The sequence below is a fragment of the Rhizobium sp. NPDC090275 genome, from assembly GCF_044772225.1.
Taxonomy (GTDB): domain Bacteria; phylum Pseudomonadota; class Alphaproteobacteria; order Rhizobiales; family Rhizobiaceae; genus Rhizobium.
In genome coordinates, this window is the sequence record NZ_JBIVYL010000004.1 from 232,346 (window position 1) to 252,927 (window position 20,582).

Sequence of the window (20,582 nt, forward strand, 5' to 3'; positions counted from 1 at the left end):
ACAATGACGACCGATATCAGCAATCTTCTGCCTACAGGCGTCAGGATCGCCGTGAGCCCGCTATCCTGGGTAAACGATGTCCTCGAGGAGCTTGGACGCGATATACCGCTTGGAACCTGCCTCGATGATGCCGCCGCCGTGGGCTACCAGGGCGTGGAATTGGGCCGCAAGTTTCCAAGGAATGCGGACATTCTTCGTCCGCATCTTGAGAGCCGAGGTCTGGCACTTGCATCCGGCTGGTATTCAGGCGAGCTCGCGGAACGCAGCGTCGACGCGGAGATGGGCGGCGTGGTTGCCCATGCGGGACTGCTCCGTGACATGGGCAGCAAGGTGATGGTCTATGGCGAAGTGGCGATGATGACATCGGGCGCGCCTTTGGATACGCCCATGTCTGAACGCTTTCTCATGCCAGCAACGGATGTGCCAGCCTATGCCGCGAGGCTGACGGAGTTCGGCAAGCGCCTTGGCGGAGAATATGGTCTTGAGCTCGCCTATCACCATCACCTGATGATGGTCGCCGAGACCTTCGACGAGATTTCGTCGCTCTTCGACAAGGCGGGGCCGGAGGTGGGGCTTCTGCTCGATACCGGCCATGCCGCCGGTGCTGGCTTCGACTACACCCGACTGATCGAGCGTTTCGGCGATCGCATCAACCACATTCACCTGAAGGATATGCGTGCGCCGGTGATGGCGGATGTCCGCAGCGGCGACCTCAGCTTCAACGATGGTGTTCGTGCCGGCATGTTCACCGTTCCCGGTGATGGCAGCGTGGATTTCGGTCCCGTCGTGCGCTTCGTCCGCGATGGCTATCAGGGCTGGCTCGTGGTCGAGGCGGAACAGGATCCCGCCAGGGCACCGCCGCGGCCCGCCGTCACCCGCGCCTTCCTTCACATGCACGACCTTTTCGCAGCTTGACCAGATTGGAACGGAGAGAGGCTATGGCCCAGAAGACACTCAATATCGGCCTGATTGGTTCGGGCTTCATGGGGCAGGCCCACGCGGATGCATATCGCCGCGCCGGCATGCTCTATCGCGATCTCGCGGCCGTGCAAACGAGACGCTGGCCGCCAGCGCGGCCGCCCGCTACGGTTTCGAGAAGAGCACGGGCGAATGGCGCCGGCTGGTGGAGGATCCCAATGTCGATATCGTGGACATCACCTCGCCGAATGCCATGCACCATGAAATGGCGCTCGCAGCCATCGCCGCCGGTAAGCATGTCTATTGCGAAAAGCCGCTCTCGGTGACGCTTGCCGAAGCCGAGGAGATGGCGGCCGCAGCGCGCGCCAAGGGCGTCAAAACCATGGTTGCCTTCAACAACATCAAAACGCCGGCCGCCATGCTGGCCAAACAACTGATCGACAGCGGCGACATCGGCAAGCCCATGCGCTTTCGCGGCTGGTTCGATCAAGGCTTCTTCAACGATCCGGAACTGCCATTTTCATGGCGCTGTACGCGCAAGGAGGCGGGATCCGGCGCACTTGGCGACCTCGGCAGCCATGTCATCTCCGTGGCCCAATATCTGATGGGCGATATCGACAGCGTCATAGCGCAGAGCCAGACCTTCTTTCCCACCCGGCCTGTGCCGCAGGGCGGGTCGGGTTATGGTGCAAAGGCAGGCGACAACGCGCCGCGCGCCACCGTCGAAAACGAAGACCAGATCCAGACGCTGGTGCGCTTCAAGTCAGGCGCCGGCGGAACGATCGAGGCGTCGCGCGTTGCGGCCGGCAAGGTATTCGGGGTTTACTGGGAAATCTCGGGCACCGAGGGCACGCTGATCATGGATGGCGAGCGCTTCAACGAGCTGAAGATTTCGCGCTTCAACGACCCCAAGCCGGATCGCGGTTTCAAGACGATCCTGGCCGGCAGTCAGGTACCGCAGTTCTCGGCCTTCTTCGGCTTCGATTTCGCCGGCGGCGGCCTCGGCTACTTCGACGTTAAGGTGATTGAGGTGCGTGATCTGATGGAAGGCATCATGCGCGACGCGGACTGCTATCCCAATTTCGAGTTCGGCCTCGCCAACGAACAAATCATCGATGCGATGGAGCGCTCGCTTGAGACGGGGCGTTGGGAGCGGACTGTCGGCTAAATCTGGGAATAGAGAAAGAGGAGGAGCCATTTCATGTCATTCCCGAAAGTCTTGCCGCAATCGCGTGTCAGGCCTGTCAAGGATGCGCCGGCATTGCGCTGGGGCATTCTAGGTTCCGGCTGGATCGCGGCCAAGTTCACCGAGTCCGTTCAGGCGCATACACGCCAGGTTATCGCCGCCATCGGCTCGCGGTCGCAGGCATCTGCCGATCGCTTCGCCGCCGAATGGGGCGTCGAGAAAGCCTACGGCAGCTATGAAGCGCTGGTAACTGCGCCCGATATCGACATTGTCTACGTCGCGACGCCGCATGGGCAGCATCACGAGCACGTGCTGCTCGCCATCGAGGCCGGCAAGCATGTGCTGGTCGAAAAACCAATGGCGCTGAACCACGCTCAGGCCGCCGAAATGGTGGCGGCGGCCCGCAGGAGGGGTGTCTTCTTCGCCGAGGCGCTCTGGACCTATTTCTTGCCGAAGTTCGACGTAATCCAGCAGGTGCTCGACGGCGGCGTCATCGGCGAAATCAAGTCGGTCTATACCGAGTATGGCGAATATCTTCCACGCGAGCATCGCATCTTCGATCCTAAGCTCGCGGGCGGCCCGCTGCTCGATCTCGGCACCTATCCCGTCTCGCTGCTGACAAAGCTTATCGGTGTCCCGTCCAGGGTCGTCGGCGTTGCGACGCCCGATCCCGCTGGTGTCAACGGCCAGTTGGCTGTGGCTATGGTGAATGACAAGGGCGCGCAGGGCACGATGGCAACCACGCTCTACGGCTTCACGCCGACCGGAGTGGCGATCGTCGGCACAAAGGGCTCGATCCGCTTCGTCACGGAGTTCCATCTGCCGGGTTCGTTCGAGGTCTGGTCGCTCGACGGGGAGACACGGCTGCAATACGAGGAACCGCGCGGCGCCCACTTCGAAGGCCTCTATCACGAGGCCGCAAGTGTTGCTTACAGCATCAGAGATGGGGCGTATGAAAGTCCCTGTAGGCCACTCGAGGCATCGCTCGAGACGATGAAGACGCTCGATGCCATCAGGAAAGCGCTCGACATCGATTTCAGGGCTGCCGGATTGAGGGAGTAGTCGAAATTGGTCGGGCACCTTGCGGCGTGCCCGACCAACGGTCCTGCGGAGGCTTGGACGCGCGTCAGGCCGCGGCCTTGTCCAGACCGGCGTCGAGCGCAATCGACTTCAACGCCTTCAGCCCCATATTCTGGTAGTGGAATGGTTCGCGCAGGGCGCTGTCTTGCTCGGCCTCGATCACCAGCCATCCGGCGTAGCGATGGGCGGCAGCGACCTTCAGTATGGGGGCGAAGTCGACGCAGCCCTCCGGATCTCCCGGCACGGTGAACACGCCGCGGCGCACACCCTCAAGGAACGAAAGGTTCTCTGCGCGGACCTGTTTCATGATCTCGGGACGAATGTTCTTGGCGTGGATGTGGGTCACGCGATCCATGTATTTCTTTGCCACGTCTTCCGGGTTCGCGCCGCCAAAGGTGCAGTGGCCGGTATCGAGCAGCAGGCGGGTATGGGGGCCTGCCATCGCCATGAAGCGATCGATATCCGCCGCGCTTTCGATGATCGTGCCCATGTGATGGTGATAGCCCATCTTCACCCCTTGCTCCGCAGCGTATTTGGACAGGGCTTCGTAGCCTTCTGAGAATCGTTTCCACTGGTCGTCGGTCATGATCGGCCGATTGTTGACCGGTGTTCCGTCGCTGCCATGAACGGTATTGGAGCATTCGCAGGCGTTGATATGGTCGCCGCCGGCTGCCTTGGTCATGTCGATGAAGGCCCGCAGAGCGGCGATTTCGGTGGCGATGTCGTTGACCAGGAGATTGGTCGAATGCCAGCCGCCGACGAAGCGCAGGCCGAACTCGCCGAGTCTGGCTTTCAAGGCCTTGCCTTCGTTCGGCATCTTGTGCCCCTTCTCGATGCCATCGAAACCGATCTTGCGGCAATCGGAGAGGCAATCCTCCAGCGAAAGATGAGCGCCGATCGTCTGGTCATCGTCGTTGGACCAGGCGATGGGGTTGGTTCCATAGAGTATCATTGTTCTAATCCTTCCGGACATATGCCGGCATTGATTGATCCGGTGATCGGTCAGATCGCGTCGTTGATGTGCTCGATGCTGTTCTTGACGGCGGAAGTCGGGTCCTTCAGTTCGTGCACTTCCGCTGCAAAAGGCTCGAAGCTATAGGGGCCCGTGTAACCGGCAGCCTCAAGCGCTTTTATCTGCGCGATGTTTTCGAGGCGGTCGGAGCCATCGACTAGGACGCGGTGTGCGTCGAGCATGTCGGCAACCGAGACAGCCGGATCGACGACGCCCGAGATATGCACGAGGCCGGTGCTCTCCGGAAAGAACTCGGTCTCACCGGCCAGGTGATGATGAAACGTGTCGTGCACGAGCTTGTAGACGCCTTGGCCGCCCGCAGCTTCTATGGCCTTCAACGCTTCCTTCTTGGTCCGCAGCGACGAGATCGGGAAGCCGAGCGGTTCCACGAGGCCCGTGAGGCCTCGCTCTTCAAGTACCGGCTTCATTGCCTTCAGTGCGGCAACGAGATCGTCGAAGGAGACCTTTGTCCCGTCGTTGAGCGGGCACATGACCAGCGCCTTGGCGCCGCTTGAAGCCGCATAGTCCGCCAACGCCACGGCCCGCTTCGGCAGGTCGCCGGACCAGACGTTAAACGGATACAATGCGTTGATCGAGATGATTGTCACCCCGGCCTTTGCCGCCGCAGCCTTGACCGCGACGGGATCCGTCGTGTTGACGATATCAGGCAGGTCGTTGCGGATTTCGACCTCGGTCAGGCCGAGGCTTGTAGCGGCGGCGAAGAATTCCTCAAGCGAAAGCTTCGGCGCCGTGATGTGATTGATCGCGAAACGCATGACGAACCTCAATTATAAAGCGCCGGCCGCGCCGGCAGGTTGATCGCGATGGCCTGGCCTTCCTCTTCCTGCGCTGTGACGCAGGCGTCGGAGGTGATGGCGGCCACATAACCATCCCAGGACGTCGGGCCGGATGCGGTGCCCTTGGCGGCAGCGTGAATGAAATCCTGCAACTCGACGTCGTAGCTTGCTATGAAGCGATCCTTCCAATCGGTCAGGATGTCGTTTTGCAGCCTGGCGCCGAGGCGCATCTGGATCGCCATTGGTTCCGGCAGCCTGGCGATGCCGTCTTCGCCGACGACCTCGCACTGGATGTCGTAGCCGTAGTGGCAATTCACGAAGACCTCGACATTGATGATCGTGCCCTTGGCCGTCTCCAGGATCACAATCTGCGGATCCTTGAGCTTGGCGTGGCTGCGGGCGGCCGAGCGCGGGAAAAGAACGCGAGCCGAGACGTAGTCATCGTTCAGCAGCCAACGGAACACGTCGATCTCGTGGATCAGCGTGTCGTGGATCGCCATCGGTGTCACATACTGCTCCGGAACGGCCGGGTTGCGATGCGCGGCATGAACGATGATCGGTGCTCCGATCTTGGTGTCGACCGCCTGCTTCAGCGCAACATAGCCGCTGTCGTAGCGGCGCATGAAGCCGACCTGTACGAGACGTTTGCCATAATTGACCTCGGCATCTACGATGCGCTTGGCACCTTCGGCCGTCGTTGCCAGCGGTTTCTCGCAGAAGCAGGGTTTGCCGGCGGCGATTGCCGCCAGCACGTATTGTTCATGCGTCGCGCCCCAGGAGGTGACGAGCACGGCATCGACGTCGGAGGCGGCGATGAGGGCTTCACCCGTGTCGTAAATTGCCGCATCCGGCGCGATGTCCCTTTTTACGGCTTCGGCGGACGCCTTGTTCACGTCGCTCAGCGCCACGAGCTTCGCGCCGCCGAGAACCTGGTTGATGCGACGCGCATGCTCGCGGCCGATTGCGCCGGTGCCGATGACACCAATTCTCAAAGTCATTGGGAGAGCCTCACTTCTGGTATTTGTCGATGTATCTGTTGATTTCGGAGCACATGAAGCGCCCGGATTCGTCCGCCTTGTCCTCCCAGGCGAAGACACAGGAGGTCACGATGCCGTCAAAGCCGATATCGGAGAGCGTGCCGAAGAAATCCTCCCACGGAACCTCGCCCTGGCCGATATTGAGGTGCTGGTGCACGCGGGCCTGAGTGCCGGGCGGATTGAGGATGTAGCGCAGGCCCGAACTTGCCTTGTGGTTGAAGGTGTCGCCGACGTGGACGTGGGCGAGGACATCCTTCGCCTCGCGCAACATCGCCTTGGTATCGTCGCCGAAATAGAAGGTGTGGGGCGCGCAGTAGAGAAACTTGACGTTCTTGGAATTGACCGTGCGAATGATGTCGAGTGCTGGCTGCAGTGTCTCGCACCAGTCTTCTGGATGCGGCTCAATGTTCAGCTGGATACCTTCGCGCTCGAAGATTGGCACTAGTTCCTCCATCGAACGCCACCAGGCGTCTTCGCAGGCCTCGATCATCGAGCCGGTATGGCAGCAGTAGCAGGAGCCCTTGTCGGGGTGCGGTCCGCGGCCGAATTCGGAGTTCATGGTGTCGACTTCGAGCTCGACCGCGATCTCGATCGCACGCTTCCAGTGTTTGACGGCTGCCTGGCGCTCGGTCTCGTCGTTGGACGCCCAGCGATACATCGGCAGCAGCGAGGCGATGCCGACATCCGCCTCCTTCAGCGCCTTCTTCAGCGTTCTGATCCGCTCGGGAAAGACACGCGGCGCCTTGAACCATTCAAGGAAGTCGGCGCGCGGGCTAAGCTCTATCCAGTCGTAGCCAAGTTCCTTTACCTTGCGGGGAAGCTCCTCAAGGCTCAGATGTCGATGCATGAACGGGTCGATGGCGATCTTCATGGATGCCTCCTTCTATCTTTTATGTTTTGCCGACTGCTCGGGTTCGGGGGCGCGGTTGGGAGAGGAATCCGGCCGCGCCCCCGGGCCGCTACTTCGCGTAGCCGGCCATGTTGTCGGGAGTGACGAGTTCAAACGGCACCCAGAGTGTCTGATCGGTCTTTTCGCCGGCGGCCATCTTCACGGCCGTCTGTACCGACACTTCGCCCTGTTTCGTCGCGTTTTGGAAAACGGTGATGTCGATGTCGCCGGCCTTCATCGCGGCAAGGCCATCCGGCGTCGCGTCGATACCGGATATCACGACCTTGTCCATGGAAACGCCGGCCGCCTTGAGCGCCTGTGCTGCCCCGATCGCCATTTCGTCGTTGTTGGCGATAACGGCATCGAACGCGACGCCGGCTGTCAGCCAGGAGGAAACGAGATCCTGCGCCTGGGTCCGGTTCCAGTTTGCCGTCTGCTTTTCGAGGATCTCGATCTTGCAATCGGGCGAGGAGAAGACGTCCTCGACATCCTTGGTACGGACAAGCGCCGCATGGTTTTCAAGCGGCCCCATGAGAACGACCGCCTTGCCCTTGCCGCCCATCAGCTTGCAGGCGGCCTTTGCTTCCATCGTGCCGGAATCGAGTTCGTTGGAGCCGACGAAGGCGGTGCCCGCAGGCAGGCCGGAATCGAGTTCGGCCGGCGGATGGTTGACATAGACCAGCGGCACATGGGCGTCGGCTGCGGCCTTGGTGATCGCGGCTGTCGCGTCGCCGTCCACGGCGTTGACGATGATTGCATCGACGCCGTTAGCGATGAAATTCTCGACTTGGTTGAGCTGCTTTGCCGGATCGAGCTGGGCATCTTCGGCCAACAGTTCGATCTTGCCGTTTCGATCGGCTTCGCCACGGATGCCATTGAGCAGGATAGTCAGGAACGGATTGTCGAAGGATGTCATGCTGACCGCCACGCGGGTGTCGGCGGCCATCGCGGGCATGCTCACCATCAGGCAAAAAGCGGTCGTCATCAGAAGCTGTTTCACTACAGTTCCTCACAGATTGGGATCAGATTTTCAGGTCGCCCTTGCACGGGCAGGGAAAAGAGGCAGGCGGCAAGCCTGCCATTCATCAACTCTTCTTCACGCGCTTGCGCTGGCGGTAGACGTCGGCCACGACGGCGGCGACGATAATCCCGCCCTTCAGCATTTCCTGGTAGTAGGCGTCGAGCCGCAGGAAGGTGAAGCCGGAGATAATCACGCCGAAGATGATCATCCCGATCATGGTGCCGAGAACCGAGCCGCGACCACCCGAAAGCGAGACGCCACCGATAACCGACATGGCGATGGCATCGAGTTCATACATCGTGCCCATACCCGCCTGAGCCGTGAGGCCACGAGCTGCGACCACGATGCCGGCCAGGGCGGAAAGCAATCCGGCAACGGCATAGATCTTGACGATATGCCGCTCGACATTGATGCCCGAGACGCGTGCTGCTTGCGGATTGGCACCGATCGCATAGGTGAATTTGCCGTAGCGGGTGTAGCGCAAGACCACATGCATCACCGCTGCCACCAGAAGGAAGATGAAGACGGGAGCCAGACCCTTGCCGAGCGCGGCAAAGCTATCGGTCGGGAAGCTGATCGGCTGGCCCTTCGTGTACCACTTGGCGAAGCCACGGGCGGTGACCATCATACCAAGCGTTGCAATGAAAGGCGGTATCTTCGTATACGCAATGAACCATCCGTTGATCGCTCCACAGATGAGACCGACACAGAGACCTACCGCGATCGGCACTACCACCGGCAGATCGGTGAGATGCGGATAGACCGCCCGCTCGAACGTGCCGACCTGAGCCAGGCTCATGGATATCATCGCGGTTGCGCCGACGATCGAGCCCGAACTGAGGTCGATGCCGCCGGATATGATGACTTGCGTGACGCCGATGGCAATGATGCCGATGACGGATACCTGCAGGATCATGATCGACAGGCGCTGGGCGTTGCCGAGGAAGCTCTGCCCCTGGAAGATCCAGCCAAGGACCTCAAACGTGAGCGAGATGCCGATCAGCACGAGCAGAATGTTGAGCTCGGCCGGCAGGCGACGTTTGGCGATGACCGTCGGCGCCGTTGCTTGGGTGATGGTGTTCATTGTTTTCCTCCCTCTTGCGCCGTTACCGCGCAGCAAGGTCCATGATTTTGACTTGAGTTGCCTCGGCGCGATCCAGGAAGCCCGAGACGTGACCCTCGTGCATGACCATGATCCGATCGCTCATGCCGAGCACCTCGGGTAGTTCCGAGGAGATCATCAGGACGGCCACGCCTTCGGCGGCAAGACCCGTGATCAGCCTGTGGATCTCCGACTTGGCGCCGACATCGATGCCGCGCGTCGGCTCGTCGAGGATCAGAATCCGGGGCTTTGTCAGCAGCCAGCGCGCGATCAGCAGCTTCTGCTGATTACCGCCCGAGAGATTCTCGACGGTCTCCTGCAGGTTCGGCGTCTTGACGCGGAGCTTGGCGGCCATGTCCTCGGCGAGTTTCGTCACCGTCGCCTGGTCGACGAAGCCTGCCTTGACATGCGAGCGCGTGATCAGGGCCGATTGGATGTTCTCCAGGCAGTTCAGCGACAGGAAGCAGCCCGTCTCCTTGCGATCTTCGGTCAGGAAGGCAAGTCCGTAGGCCATCGCCTCGCTGGGGTTTGCAATCGCCACCGGCTTGCCATCGATCAGGATTTCGCCGGAGTTGGCCGGATGCACGCCGAACAACGCTTCGGCCACGTTCGAGCGCTTCGAGCCGACGAGGCCGGCAAGGCCCAGGATCTCGCCGCGGCGGATCGAGAAGGAGATGTCGTAGAAGACACCGGGAATCGTCAGGTTCTTTACGTCAAGGATAACGTCGCCGATCGGACAATCGACCTTGGGGAACATGTCGGTGATCTCACGACCCACCATCATCCGGATGATGTCGTCGCGCGTCACATCCTTGGATGAATGCGTACCCACGTACTTGCCGTCGCGAAAAACGGTAAACTCGTCGGCGATCTCGAAAAGCTCGTTCATTTTGTGGGTGATGTAGACGATGCCGATGCCGCGCGAGCGCAGATCGCGGATGATCGCGAACAGATGCTCGACTTCACGGTCGGTGAGCGCCGAGGTCGGCTCGTCCATGATCAGGATCGAGGATTCATAGCTGACGGCGCGGGCGATCTCGACCATCTGCTTCTGCGCGACGGTGAGTTCGGAAACCTGCGCCTTCGGATCAAGCACGATGTTGAGACGGGCGAAAAGCTCCTGCGTCATCTCCACCATCTTGGCGTGATCGATCAGGCCGAAGCGGTTTTTGGGTTCGCGACGAATCCAGATGTTCTCGGCGACCGTCATCCAGTTCATCAGCGCCAGTTCCTGATGGATCATGGCGATGCCCTGTTCCAGGGCGTCCAGCGGAGACTTCAGCGTCACGGGCATGCCGCGAAGACGTATTTCTCCCGCATCCGGCTGGTAGATACCGGCGATGATCTTCATCAGGGTGGACTTGCCGGCGCCGTTTTCGCCCATCAGGGCATGCACGGTTCCAGGCCAGATGCGCAGCTTCACGTCGTCAAGTGCGACGACACCGGGAAATTCCTTGCGAATGCCTTCGATCGCCAGCAATCCGTCGCGCTCGGTATCTTCCAGAACGCGTTTGATAGCTGCTGCAGTTGTTGGGCTTACCATTGCAAAATCTCCGTCTCGGGAAAGAGGAAGGCAGCCAAGCCGCCTTCCTCAGATGATCGAGCAGGTTAGTTCTTCGCCTGGTAGCTCTTGAGGTTCGCCGGGGTGACGAGTTCGAAGGGCACATAGACCTTCTTTTCGATCTTCTCACCCTTGGCGATCTTGAGCGCCGCGTCGACGGCGCCCTTGCCCTGGCCGGCGGCGTTCTGGAACACGGTGACGTCGAGGTCGCCTGCGGCCATGGAGGCAAGAGCGTCCTGTGTCGCATCAATACCGGCGACGATCACGTCATCCATGGCGCGGCCGGAGGATTTCAACGACTGGATCGCGCCGATCGCCATCTCGTCGTTGTTGGAGATGACTGCATCGAACTTTACGCCTGCCGACAGCCAGTTGGTCATCAGGTCCGCGCCCTGGGTACGTGACCAGTTCGCGGTCTGCTCTTCCACCAGCTTGATGAAGCTGCAATCCGGCGTCGCGATGACATCCTTGATGTCCTGCGTGCGCATGCGCGCGGCCTGGTTGGAGAGTTCGCCCATCATGACGACGGCGGTGGCTTCCTTCTTGCCGGCTTCCTTGAGAATGCGGCAGACTTCCTTCGTCTGCAGCGTGCCCGACTGCTTCTCGTCGGATGCGACAAAAGCCTGCTTCTCGGGCAGGTCATCAACGTTGACCGGCTGGCGATTGACGTAGACGAGCGGAATGCCGGCAGCGGCTGCCGCCTGCGACAGGGCTGTTGTCGCGTCGGTATCAACGGGATTGACGATGATGGCATCAACGCCGGACGCCACGAAATTCTGAACCTGGCTCAGCTGCTTGCCCACATCATTCTGAGCGTCTTCGATCTGCAGGGTGACGCCGTCGAGGCCCTTGGAATAGTCGATCATGCCGTTGCGCAAGACCGTCAGGAAGTTGTCGTCGAACAGCGCCATCGAAACGCCGATCGTTTGCGCGGACGCCGATGTCGCCAGCATGGTGGCGAATGCTGCCATGATTAGATGCTTCTTCACGTGTTTCTCCTCCACGATGCGCAGGGCTCTTCCGGCAGATCTGTTCCAGAAAGACGGGGCCATGCGATAGTCAATACGAACCCGTGGCCCCGGTGATACCGGCTCCCAGAACGTTCTCGACTTTGATTTTCAACGGATGCGGTGGCCTCCTATCTCCACCACCGCATCGACACCATTCCTCACGGGAGGGGCGTCGTCAACGATTTGTAAATCAGAAAACTATCATCGCTGATAGAAAGAAACGGGCGCGAAATGATGGATTCTATCAGAAAGTCATAGGCTCTCAGGGACCCATAGCTGTGCGGGCAGGAACCGCTGTCCCGGGCTTTCCGCCATGCCATGCTCCCTCGTGTGGATCATTGTCATAATCAAGTCAGTGCAGAGATCGCGCAACGGTGTCTGGAAGACGCCGGAAATACGTCGCTCCAGAAGCGCCTGGCGCGACTCTGGGGTGAGCTCGTTGACGAGGCAGGCGATCGCCTCCGACCTGTTTTCCTGGATCAGGGCTTCGATCGCACCTTCCATACCACCACCGATGCAATAGAGACCGACGAGGTCAGTATGGCGCGATAGAGTCTCCATCATCAAGCCGTAGGTCAGTCGGCGCGTTTCGAGGTTCACCAGCGCATCCAGGACTTCGAAGTCCGCTGCGTATTCGCGCATATAGGCCCGAAAACCCGTCTCGCGCAGCGAATGGCCGTGAAACCGGTGGCCGCCAAGGAACAGAAGAACCTTTCCAGGCGTCGGGCAGAGCTTCGAGATCATCCAGGCCGCCGTGCGTCCGACCTTCATGTTGTTGGTGCCAAGATAAGTTTCGCGCACACCCTGTGCGAAGTCAGAGAGCAGGGAGAATGTCGGAATCCCTTGCGATTTCAGCGTAGATACTGCCTTTGTAACATCATGATGATCCGGACCGGTCGCCGCGATGGCCTGGACCTTTCCACTCATGCCAAGGATGAGGTCGGCCAATTCTGCCGGTTCTTCCGATTTCGCAAACTCGATCCTGAGAACGATGTGTCGATCTTTGATAGCGGAGGCCGCCAGCTGGAGCTCCGCGGCAAAATCCTTGTAGAAGGTTTGCCGCTCCTTGCGCAGGATGATGCCGAAATTATAGGTCGGGATGTCCGAGAACATGCGTTGGCGAATGATGTTCGTTCCGTGGAATCCGATCTTCTCGGACGCCTCGAACACCTTTCTGGAGGTTTCTTCCCGTACTTTCAGCCGGCCGTTGAGAACGCGATCGACTGTTGCAACGCTGACGCCAGCCGCTGCAGCGAGGTCGAATATCGTCGGACGCTTCACGGAATTACCCCACAGATGCAAGTGTACTATCTGATACGATGTAAAGCTTGCACGATCGGCTATCAAAATCAATCATCGAGGCGACCCTTGAACTGGCTCGTCCGATCTCAAGAGAAACGATGTTCCTTGTTCGGCATTGGCGAAGCGAACGCCGCGTCGCCGATGTTGATGGTCTTGTCGCCGTTGGTGCGGACCAGCAACGATCCCAGCGTCTCGACATCGAGGTGAATGATCGAATCTGCGCCCAGCCGTTCGATGTGTCGAACAGTGCCTCGCCACTTGCCGTCGGTCGCCGAGAGCGACAGATGCTCGGGCCGGATGCCGTAGACGCGGCATCCTTCGGCCTTGGCGACATCACCTTCAAACAGGTTCATCTTGGGTGATCCGATGAAGCCCGCGACAAAGGCGGTCTGCGGACTGTTGTAGAGCGCCATCGGGGAGCCGACCTGCTCGATGTGACCGCCGTTCAAAACCACGATCTTGTCGGCCATGGTCATGGCTTCCACCTGGTCGTGTGTAACATAGATCATCGTCGCGCCAAGGCGGGCATGCAGCTCGGTGAGTTCCATGCGCATCTGCGAACGAAGTGAAGCGTCGAGGTTGGAAAGCGGCTCGTCGAACAGAAACACCTTCGGATTGCGGATGATCGCCCGCCCGATCGCCACGCGCTGCCGCTGGCCGCCGGAGAGTGCTTTCGGTTTGCGATCGAGCAGATGCGAGAGCTGCAGAATGTCTGCGGTCTGCTTCACCTTCTCGGCGATTTCCGCCTTGGGCCTCCTCGCCAGCGAAAGGCCGAAGCCGATATTTTCGGCGACCGTGAGGTGCGGATAGAGAGCGTAGGATTGAAACACCATCGCGATGCCGCGCTCGGAGGGTTCGGCATCGGTCACATCCTTGTTGTCGATGACGATCTTCCCGGCGCTCGATGTTTCAAGCCCCGAGATCATTCGCAGCAACGTCGACTTTCCGCAGCCTGACGGTCCGACGAACACACAAAATTCTCCGGCGCCAACGGTAAGATCGACGCCCTTGATGACTTCGAGGCTGCCGAAGCTCTTTTTGACGCCGTCGAGAACAACGCTAGTCATGGCTTATCCTTTCACTGCGCCGGCAGTCATGCCCGCCACGATCTGTCGATTGAAGAAGATGAAGACGATCAGCGGCGGAATGGTCACCAGCAGGATGTTCATGAACAGCAGGTTGAACTGCGTCTGGAACTGTCCCTGGAAATTATAGAGGGTGAGCTGCACGGTCACGTTCTCCCGGCCGGGCAGGTAGTAGAGCGGGTTGGTGAAATCGTTGAAGATCGCGATCGACTGGACGACGATGACAGTTACGGTCACCGGCTTCAATAAAGGCAGGACGACACGGAAGAAGATCTGCAACGGCTTTGCGCCGTCGATAATCGCTGCTTCGTCCAGGTCGCGCGGAATGGTCGCGATGAAGCTCCGAAAGAGCAGAACGGTGAACGACAGGCCGTAGGCAACCTGGATCAGAACCATGCCGGAGAGCGTCTTGAACAGGCCAAGTGCCTGCAGCACCCAGATCGTGGGCACGACGGCCGGCGGGATCATCAAACCGGCGAGCACAAAGGCATAGATCACCGCGTTCCACCGCGATGGCCGGCGCTGCAGGACATAGCCCACCATTGCGCCGAACAGCACGAGCAACGTGACGGCAGCGACCGTGATGACTGTCGAGTTGAAATAGGCGAGCAGCAGCATGTAATTGCGGGCCTGGATCACATCGACGAAATTGGTCCAGAGTTGCCATTCGCTCGGCAGCGTGAATTTAAGTGCCGCGGCATCCTGCTTGGTTTTTGCTGCCGTCAGAAAGATGAACAGGAACGGCATCACGAAGATCACGCAGCATGCGGCCAGCGCCGAGACTCCGGTGTAAAACTGGCGCCGGGTCATACATCGACCTCCCTGCGATTAAGCCAGAAGGTGAGCGGCAAAACGATCACTGCGATCAGCACGAACAGGATGACGTTCCCGGCTGTGGACAGGCCGTAAAAACCCGCCTGATATTGCTTATAGATCACGCTCGCGAGCACGTCGGAGGAAAATCCGGGGCCGCCCTTTGTCATCGCCCAGATTAGATCGAAGCTGCGCAGCCCGCCGATCAGCGACAGGGTGATGACGGTGATCGTCGCCGGCTTGACCAGCGGTATGGTGACGCGGAAGAGCATCTGCGTTCTCGTTGCGCCGTCGATGCGCGCGGCCTCGTAGTAGTCGGCGCTGATGGATGCCAGTCCGGCAATATAGATGACCGTCGCAAGCCCGATGCCCTTCCAGAGATCGACGAGGACGATCGAGTAGAGCGCCAGCGCCGGATCCGTCAGCCAGCCCGGCCCGTGTATGCCGATGGCAGCCAGCGCCACATTGATGATGCCGCGCGTCGGATGCATGAGAACGGAAAAGGTTATGCCGACGCCGATGGTCGACACCAGCACGGGAAAGAAGATCACCGTTCGAAGCAGGCCCTGAGCCCAGAGGCCGGATGTCAGCAGGACAGCCAGAAGCAGGCCGAGAACCGTCTTCGCTGCCGATGTCGCCACCGCATAGATGACAGTGTTGGTCAGCCCCTGGATGAGGAAGGGCTCGCGGAAGAACTGCTTGTAGTTCTCAAGCCCGATGAACACTGTCGTGAACAAGTCCCAACGTGTCAGGCTGAACCAGAAGGATGCGATCGTGGGCGCCAGGAACAGGACGGTGAAGATGACCGCCGCCGGCAGGATGAACCAATAGGGGTAGGGTGACTTGCGTATAACCATAGCGGCTCCTAAGCACCTTGCCCGGATATCCGCCGGGCAAGGTGCGTCTGGATGTTACCAGTTCGGGAGGCCGAGCTGCTTGGCCTGCTTGGCGACGTCCTGGTCGTAAAGCGCGGCCGCTTCCTTGGCGGAGCGGATGCCCGTTCCGACCTCGACGGTGATCTGCTCGAGCGCTGGTCCTTTCACCGGCGACAGGAATTCCAGCGCCGGGCCTGCACGGCCTTCCGTCTGGAAATACGGCAGCATGTCCGTGACGGCTTGCGGCACGTCCTTCGGCAGCTCGCAGCCCTTGATCAGATAGGGTCCCGACGGAACGGCCTTCGCCATCAGCTCGCAACCTTCCTTCGAGGCCACGAAGTCGAGGAATTTCTTGGCTTCGTCGAGATGCTCGGCCTTGGCTGACAGATAGAGCGCCGCCGGCATCCAGATCGTCAAACCATTCTTCGCGGCATCGTTCCCGGGCTCCGCGAAAAAGCCGACGTCTTGAACGTTGTCGGGAAAGTTCTGCTGGATGTTGCCGATCCCGAAGGTCAGGCTGGGGTAGTGCGCTGCCTCACCGGTCGAGACCATGCGCATGCCGTCATCGAAGCTCGCCGCGCCGAAATCCTCGTTGAAGAATCCTGCTTTCGCGACTTCTTCCTGATGCTCGAAACCGCGAAGGGCTGCGGGTGTCGTGGCGTACTTGACCTTGTTGGCCGTGTAATCGTCGGCAAAGGTCGGAACTTCGGTCTGAACGTTGAAGAAGTCCGCCAGGACGAAAATCTGGGATGTCCAGGTCGTGCCGTAAGTCTGGGCGATGGCGACTTTGCCGGCTGCCTTGATCTTCTCGTTGTTGGCCATGAATTCGGCCCAGGTCTTCGGCGGCTGCAGCCCGAGCTCGGCGTAGATCTTCCGGTTGTAGAAGATCCCGCCGCCCATCGCCGGACCGAAAGGTATACCCCGCACATGGCCATCGGATCCGCTGACCACCTTCTTGAAGCTTTCGAGAATGCCGGCGGCGGATGGGAGATCGGAGAGATCGGCCATCGTCTGCTCGGGCTTCAATGCCTGGAACAGAGAGCCGCTGTTATACTGGAAGATATCAGGCATCTCGCCGGTCGCCAGCCGCGTCTTGACGATGTTGTCGCCCTCTGAACCGCCCGCGCGCTGCTCAACGTCGAAGGTCACATCCGGACGCTTCTCGGCATACGCTTTGGAAACGGCATCGAAGGAAGCGATGGTTTCCGGGTTCGTGTCGATCAATACGCTCAATGTCACGTCTGCGTGCGCGACGCTGCTCGCCAGCGCCAAAGTGGCCGCTGCGATAATGCTGCATTTGGTCATCCGCATGGTCGTCTCCTCCTCCAAGGACTTGCGATTTACCGTTACGATCAGTCATGTCGTGCGCGGCCTGCCGCGCTGTCTTGATCAGACGTCGAAGGTGATCGAATGGCTGCCATGTCCGATCTGGACACGCTCGCCATCCGCCACGTCGGCGCCGTTCACTCTCAGGTGCTTTCTTGCACGGTTGCCGCGCATGTGCGCCATCATGCCATCAGGGATTTCAAGATGGCAGGTAACCTTGCGGCCGTCGATATCCCATCCGGCCTCGATGCGACCAAACCGCGTATCGTGCCAGGCTGCGACAGGCGATAGAGCCGGCAGGATGGCCGGATCGAACTCGATCTCCTCGAAACCAGGCTTGTCTTCAAGCGGCTTGATGCCAGCCACATCCTCGAACAGCCATTGGCAAACGGCGCCATAGGCATAGTGATTGTAGCTGTTCATATCGGGATCATAGATCGTCCCGTCTTCTGCAAGCGCGTCCCAGCGCTCCCAGATCGACGTCGCTCCACGCTCCACCTGATAGAGCCAGCCGGGGACCTTGCGATTGAGGAACATCTTTTCCGCGAGATCGAGCATGCCGAGCCGGGTAAGTGCCGGCAGCAGCGCAGGGGTGCCGATAAATCCGGTGCCGATCACGCCATCGGTCTCTTCCGCAACGCGGCGGAAATAGCCGCGACCGGCCTCTTCGTATTCCGGTGGAACGAGACCATAGAGGAAGGCGATCGCCCATGATGTCTGATCGTTATGAGCAATGCGTCCCGATGGGGAAAAGAACTCGTTCTTGAATGCCGCGCGGATGTCCTCGAGCTTTCTGTCGAGGCGCTGCGCCTCGCTCGTATCGCCGAGGATCCGCGCGATCTTCGCCGTCAGTTGCGTGGCGACGAAGTGATAGAGCGTCGCGGCGCAATCGTCGGCGACGGTCGGGCGCGGCTTGCGATTGTCGCCGACCGGCTGCAGCCAGTCACCAAAGGTGAAGCCATGCTCACCCCAAACCGCCGGAGGGCGAATGATGGGGCCGTTGGAAATACCCCAGAGGTAATCCAGCCAGTGCAGCATCGCCGGAAAGCACTCCTGCAGGGCCGCCTTGTCGCCATAATGCAGATAGAGCTGCCACGGGATGATCACGATCGCATCGCCCCAGCCGGTCGAGCCGGCCCAATCGCCGCGATTGCTGATCGGATGCAGACGCGTCGGATCCGGCGAGAAATGCGGCACCGCGCCGTTCTCTCTCTGATCATGCATTACATCGCGAAGGAATTTCCGGAGAAACGATTGGCTGTCGGCAAGCCAGCATGCGGTGCCGGCAAAAACCTGGGCGTCGCCCGTCCATCCAAGACGTTCGTCGCGCTGCGGGCAGTCCGTTGGTATCTCGATGAAGTTCGATCGCTGCGACCAGATCGTGTTCTCGACAAGGCGGTTGACGGCGGGCACGCCGGTCGTGATGCCGCCGGTCGCGACAGGGACCGAGGTGATCGGGACCATCTTGATGGAGAGAAGCTTCGCATCGCCGGTGACGGTTACGCGGGCATAGCGGAAGCCCATGAAGGTGAACAGCGGCGCGTAGGTTTCGACGCCATCTCCCGACAGCGTGTAGACCAGTTCGGCCCTGGCGCTGCGGTAGTTGCGGTTATCGAAGAACTTATTGGGCCCGAGGACTTCGGAATGCTCCACGCGGATGCTCGCGCCAGCCTCGCCTTGCACCTCGATGCGGATATACGCCCCGGCGTTCTGGCCGAAATCGTAGACCAGCCGGCCACCCTCTTCCGTCCAGCTGTCCATCGGCTCGAACGGAGCGAGCTCGACAACGGCGGCCGTCTCGTGGAGCACAAGCAGGGTCTTGTCGAAGACGAGTTCTTCAACGCCGAACGCGTCTTGCGCCCTCAAGCGGGCGTCGTAATCCTCGCCGTAATAGATGCCGTTCCTGGTCACGGGTGTCAGTCCACTCTTCCAAGTGGAATCTGTCTTCACCGCCAAGGCGCCATCGACGCTGAGTTCGGCGATGGCACCCGTACGGTCGCCCCAGCAATTGAAGATCGGGTTCGAGGCCCACATGAGCTGGCCGCGATACCAGCCGTCGCCGAGCCAGATCTCGATCCTGTTCTCGCCCGGCTGAAGCAGGCTGGCGACGTCATAGGTCTGATAGGCGATGCGATCGTCGTAGCAGGTCCAGCCCGGTGTCAGCAGATCCGATCCGACGCGGCGGCCGTTGATAAAAGCGCGATAAAGCCCGAGCGCTGAAATGCTCAGCACGGCTTCGCGAGGGGCATGCTCGAGCTGGAAGTTGCGGGACACGAAGGTGCCGGCGGTGCTTTGGCCTTCATCGCACAGCGGCGCCACCATCGCGGCGGTGAATTGAAATGACGAACCAGCGGCAGCGCTCGCGCGCCCTTGCAGAATATCCATGTCCCCTCCCGATCCGCTTGAGACGGACCCATCAAACGAAGTGTGTATCGTTATATGTATATCATTCTACATTCCTGTTTGATGTGCAACAGAAAAATGCCTATACTCCGGCGCAGATCGATATGAACGGAAAATTATGCAGACCTTTCAGAAGGATAACGACGGAGCGCGAGCGCGGGTGACGATCCGCCATGTCGCGGAAGACGCCGGCGTCTCGGTCGCGGCGGTATCGAAAGTCCTTCGAAACGCATATGGCGTCAGCGCGCTTCTGCGCACGAAGGTCGAGACGTCGATCGAGAAGCTCAACTATCGCCCTTCCGTTGCAGCCCGCGCCATGCGAGGGCGGACGAACACCATCGGCGTGCTGGCGATCGAGCTCTCTAACCCTTTCCTGCCGGGCTTGATCGAGGCGGCTAGCAACACGCTGGCCGACAGCGGCTTCAAGGCGTTGGTCGGGCTCGGGCGTTCGGCGCAGCCGATCGAGGCATCGATGATCGAGTCCATGATCGACAACCGGATGGATGGTGTTCTGATCATCGCGCCGCGTATTTCCGGCAAGGTTCTCGAGCGCTACGCCAAGCAGATTCCGATCGTGGTCATCGCGCATCACGAGCCGGACGCACAGACCTATGACACCGTCAATTCCGACGACCGGAAGGGCGCATATCTCGCCGTCGAGGCTGCTCTTTCGAAAGGCTATCGCGATATCGCGATGCTCGGCTACGACACAGAGGGTTCGCCGGCCACCATCGTCGCCATGCAGCGAGAACTCGGTTATCTGGACGCCATGCGGGCGGCCGGCTTGGAGGCGCGCGTGCTGCGGCTTCCGCCTGTTGATGCCGACAGAACCGCCGCTCTGAACGATTTTCTATCCGCGCCCGATCGTCCGAGAGCCGTGTTCGTCTGGTCGGATCTCGATGCCGTCCCGCTGATCAACATCGCGCGCATGCGAGATATCGGCGTCCCCTCCGACCTGGCCATCATCGGCTACGACAACTCGGCCGTGTCGGCCCTTCCGCTGGTCGGATTGACAAGCGTTGACCAGGACCCCGTCCAGTTGGCTCGAACGGCGACGCAAATGTTGCTTGAGCGGATCGACGGAAGACGCGAAGCCAAACATGTCTTGATCGAGCCCCATGTCGAACATCGCGGTAGCGCGTGATGTGACGCTTGCAAACGTTCC

General features: G+C 60.2%; 18 protein-coding genes. 4 read left to right on the plus strand and 14 right to left on the minus strand.

Annotated elements, in window-relative coordinates; all coding sequences use genetic code 11:
* Positions 1-3 precede the first annotated feature (3 nt).
* The 3 genes from iolE (ACIQUB_RS12425) to ACIQUB_RS12435 are packed head-to-tail and all read left to right on the plus strand — an operon-like array spanning position 4 to position 3,166.
* Positions 4-915: a myo-inosose-2 dehydratase gene (gene iolE / locus ACIQUB_RS12425; protein ID WP_402929826.1), complete on the plus strand. Its 912-nt coding sequence runs from the start codon at positions 4-6 to the stop codon at positions 913-915.
* Complete coding sequence (locus tag ACIQUB_RS12430) at positions 803-2,086, plus strand: Gfo/Idh/MocA family protein (RefSeq protein WP_402929827.1); 1,284 nt, start codon at positions 803-805, stop codon at positions 2,084-2,086. Before iolE (ACIQUB_RS12425) ends, ACIQUB_RS12430 begins: the two co-directional genes overlap by 113 nt.
* Positions 2,087-2,119: 33 nt before the next feature.
* On the plus strand, positions 2,120-3,166 hold the full coding sequence (locus tag ACIQUB_RS12435; protein ID WP_402929829.1) for a Gfo/Idh/MocA family protein: 1,047 nt from the start codon (positions 2,120-2,122) through the stop codon (positions 3,164-3,166).
* A gap of 64 nt (positions 3,167-3,230) precedes the next feature.
* Here the strand turns inward: ACIQUB_RS12435 and iolE (ACIQUB_RS12440) are convergent, their stop codons facing one another.
* The 14 genes from iolE (ACIQUB_RS12440) to ACIQUB_RS12505 form a co-directional block, all read right to left on the minus strand.
* Positions 3,231-4,136, minus strand: a complete 906-nt coding sequence (gene iolE, locus ACIQUB_RS12440; protein ID WP_402929830.1) for a myo-inosose-2 dehydratase — start codon at positions 4,134-4,136, stop codon at positions 3,231-3,233.
* 50 nt (positions 4,137-4,186) lie between these two features.
* Entirely contained in the window at positions 4,187-4,972 is a 786-nt protein-coding gene (locus ACIQUB_RS12445; RefSeq protein WP_402929832.1) for a TIM barrel protein, read from the minus strand.
* A gap of 8 nt (positions 4,973-4,980) precedes the next feature.
* The gene (locus ACIQUB_RS12450) at positions 4,981-5,991 is read right to left on the minus strand and encodes a Gfo/Idh/MocA family protein (protein WP_402929834.1); all 1,011 of its coding nucleotides are present in this window, start codon (positions 5,989-5,991) and stop codon (positions 4,981-4,983) included.
* Between the two features lie 10 nt (positions 5,992-6,001).
* A complete protein-coding gene (locus tag ACIQUB_RS12455; protein WP_402929836.1) occupies positions 6,002-6,901 on the minus strand; it encodes a sugar phosphate isomerase/epimerase family protein in 900 nt (299 codons plus the stop codon).
* 88 nt (positions 6,902-6,989) lie between these two features.
* Positions 6,990-7,919 carry a substrate-binding domain-containing protein gene (locus tag ACIQUB_RS12460; protein ID WP_402929838.1) on the minus strand — a complete coding sequence of 310 codons (930 nt, stop codon included), beginning with the start codon at positions 7,917-7,919 and terminating at the stop codon, positions 6,990-6,992.
* Positions 7,920-8,004: 85 nt separating this feature from the next.
* Positions 8,005-9,024 (minus strand): ABC transporter permease, encoded by a 1,020-nt coding sequence (locus ACIQUB_RS12465; protein ID WP_402929840.1) that lies wholly within the window; start codon positions 9,022-9,024, stop codon positions 8,005-8,007.
* Between the two features lie 22 nt (positions 9,025-9,046).
* Positions 9,047-10,585 (minus strand): sugar ABC transporter ATP-binding protein, encoded by a 1,539-nt coding sequence (locus ACIQUB_RS12470; protein WP_402929842.1) that lies wholly within the window; start codon positions 10,583-10,585, stop codon positions 9,047-9,049.
* 65 nt (positions 10,586-10,650) lie between these two features.
* Entirely contained in the window at positions 10,651-11,574 is a 924-nt protein-coding gene (locus ACIQUB_RS12475; RefSeq protein WP_402930291.1) for a sugar ABC transporter substrate-binding protein, read from the minus strand.
* Positions 11,575-11,865: 291 nt separating this feature from the next.
* Positions 11,866-12,894 (minus strand): LacI family DNA-binding transcriptional regulator, encoded by a 1,029-nt coding sequence (locus ACIQUB_RS12480; protein WP_402929844.1) that lies wholly within the window; start codon positions 12,892-12,894, stop codon positions 11,866-11,868.
* A gap of 107 nt (positions 12,895-13,001) precedes the next feature.
* The gene (locus tag ACIQUB_RS12485; protein ID WP_402929846.1) at positions 13,002-13,982 is read right to left on the minus strand and encodes an ABC transporter ATP-binding protein; all 981 of its coding nucleotides are present in this window, start codon (positions 13,980-13,982) and stop codon (positions 13,002-13,004) included.
* A gap of 3 nt (positions 13,983-13,985) precedes the next feature.
* Positions 13,986-14,810, minus strand: a complete 825-nt coding sequence (locus ACIQUB_RS12490; RefSeq protein WP_402929848.1) for a carbohydrate ABC transporter permease — start codon at positions 14,808-14,810, stop codon at positions 13,986-13,988.
* Positions 14,807-15,670 (minus strand): carbohydrate ABC transporter permease, encoded by an 864-nt coding sequence (locus tag ACIQUB_RS12495; protein ID WP_402929850.1) that lies wholly within the window; start codon positions 15,668-15,670, stop codon positions 14,807-14,809. The genes ACIQUB_RS12490 and ACIQUB_RS12495 overlap by 4 nt, the downstream gene beginning before the upstream one ends.
* A 54-nt stretch (positions 15,671-15,724) precedes the next feature.
* Positions 15,725-16,999 carry an ABC transporter substrate-binding protein gene (locus ACIQUB_RS12500; RefSeq protein ID WP_402929852.1) on the minus strand — a complete coding sequence of 425 codons (1,275 nt, stop codon included), beginning with the start codon at positions 16,997-16,999 and terminating at the stop codon, positions 15,725-15,727.
* A gap of 78 nt (positions 17,000-17,077) precedes the next feature.
* Complete coding sequence (locus ACIQUB_RS12505; RefSeq protein ID WP_402929854.1) at positions 17,078-19,399, minus strand: family 78 glycoside hydrolase catalytic domain; 2,322 nt, start codon at positions 19,397-19,399, stop codon at positions 17,078-17,080.
* A 136-nt stretch (positions 19,400-19,535) separates the two neighbouring features.
* Here ACIQUB_RS12505 and ACIQUB_RS12510 point away from each other — a divergent pair, with 136 nt between their 5' ends.
* On the plus strand, positions 19,536-20,561 hold the full coding sequence (locus ACIQUB_RS12510; protein ID WP_402929856.1) for a LacI family DNA-binding transcriptional regulator: 1,026 nt from the start codon (positions 19,536-19,538) through the stop codon (positions 20,559-20,561).
* Positions 20,562-20,582 lie beyond the last annotated feature (21 nt).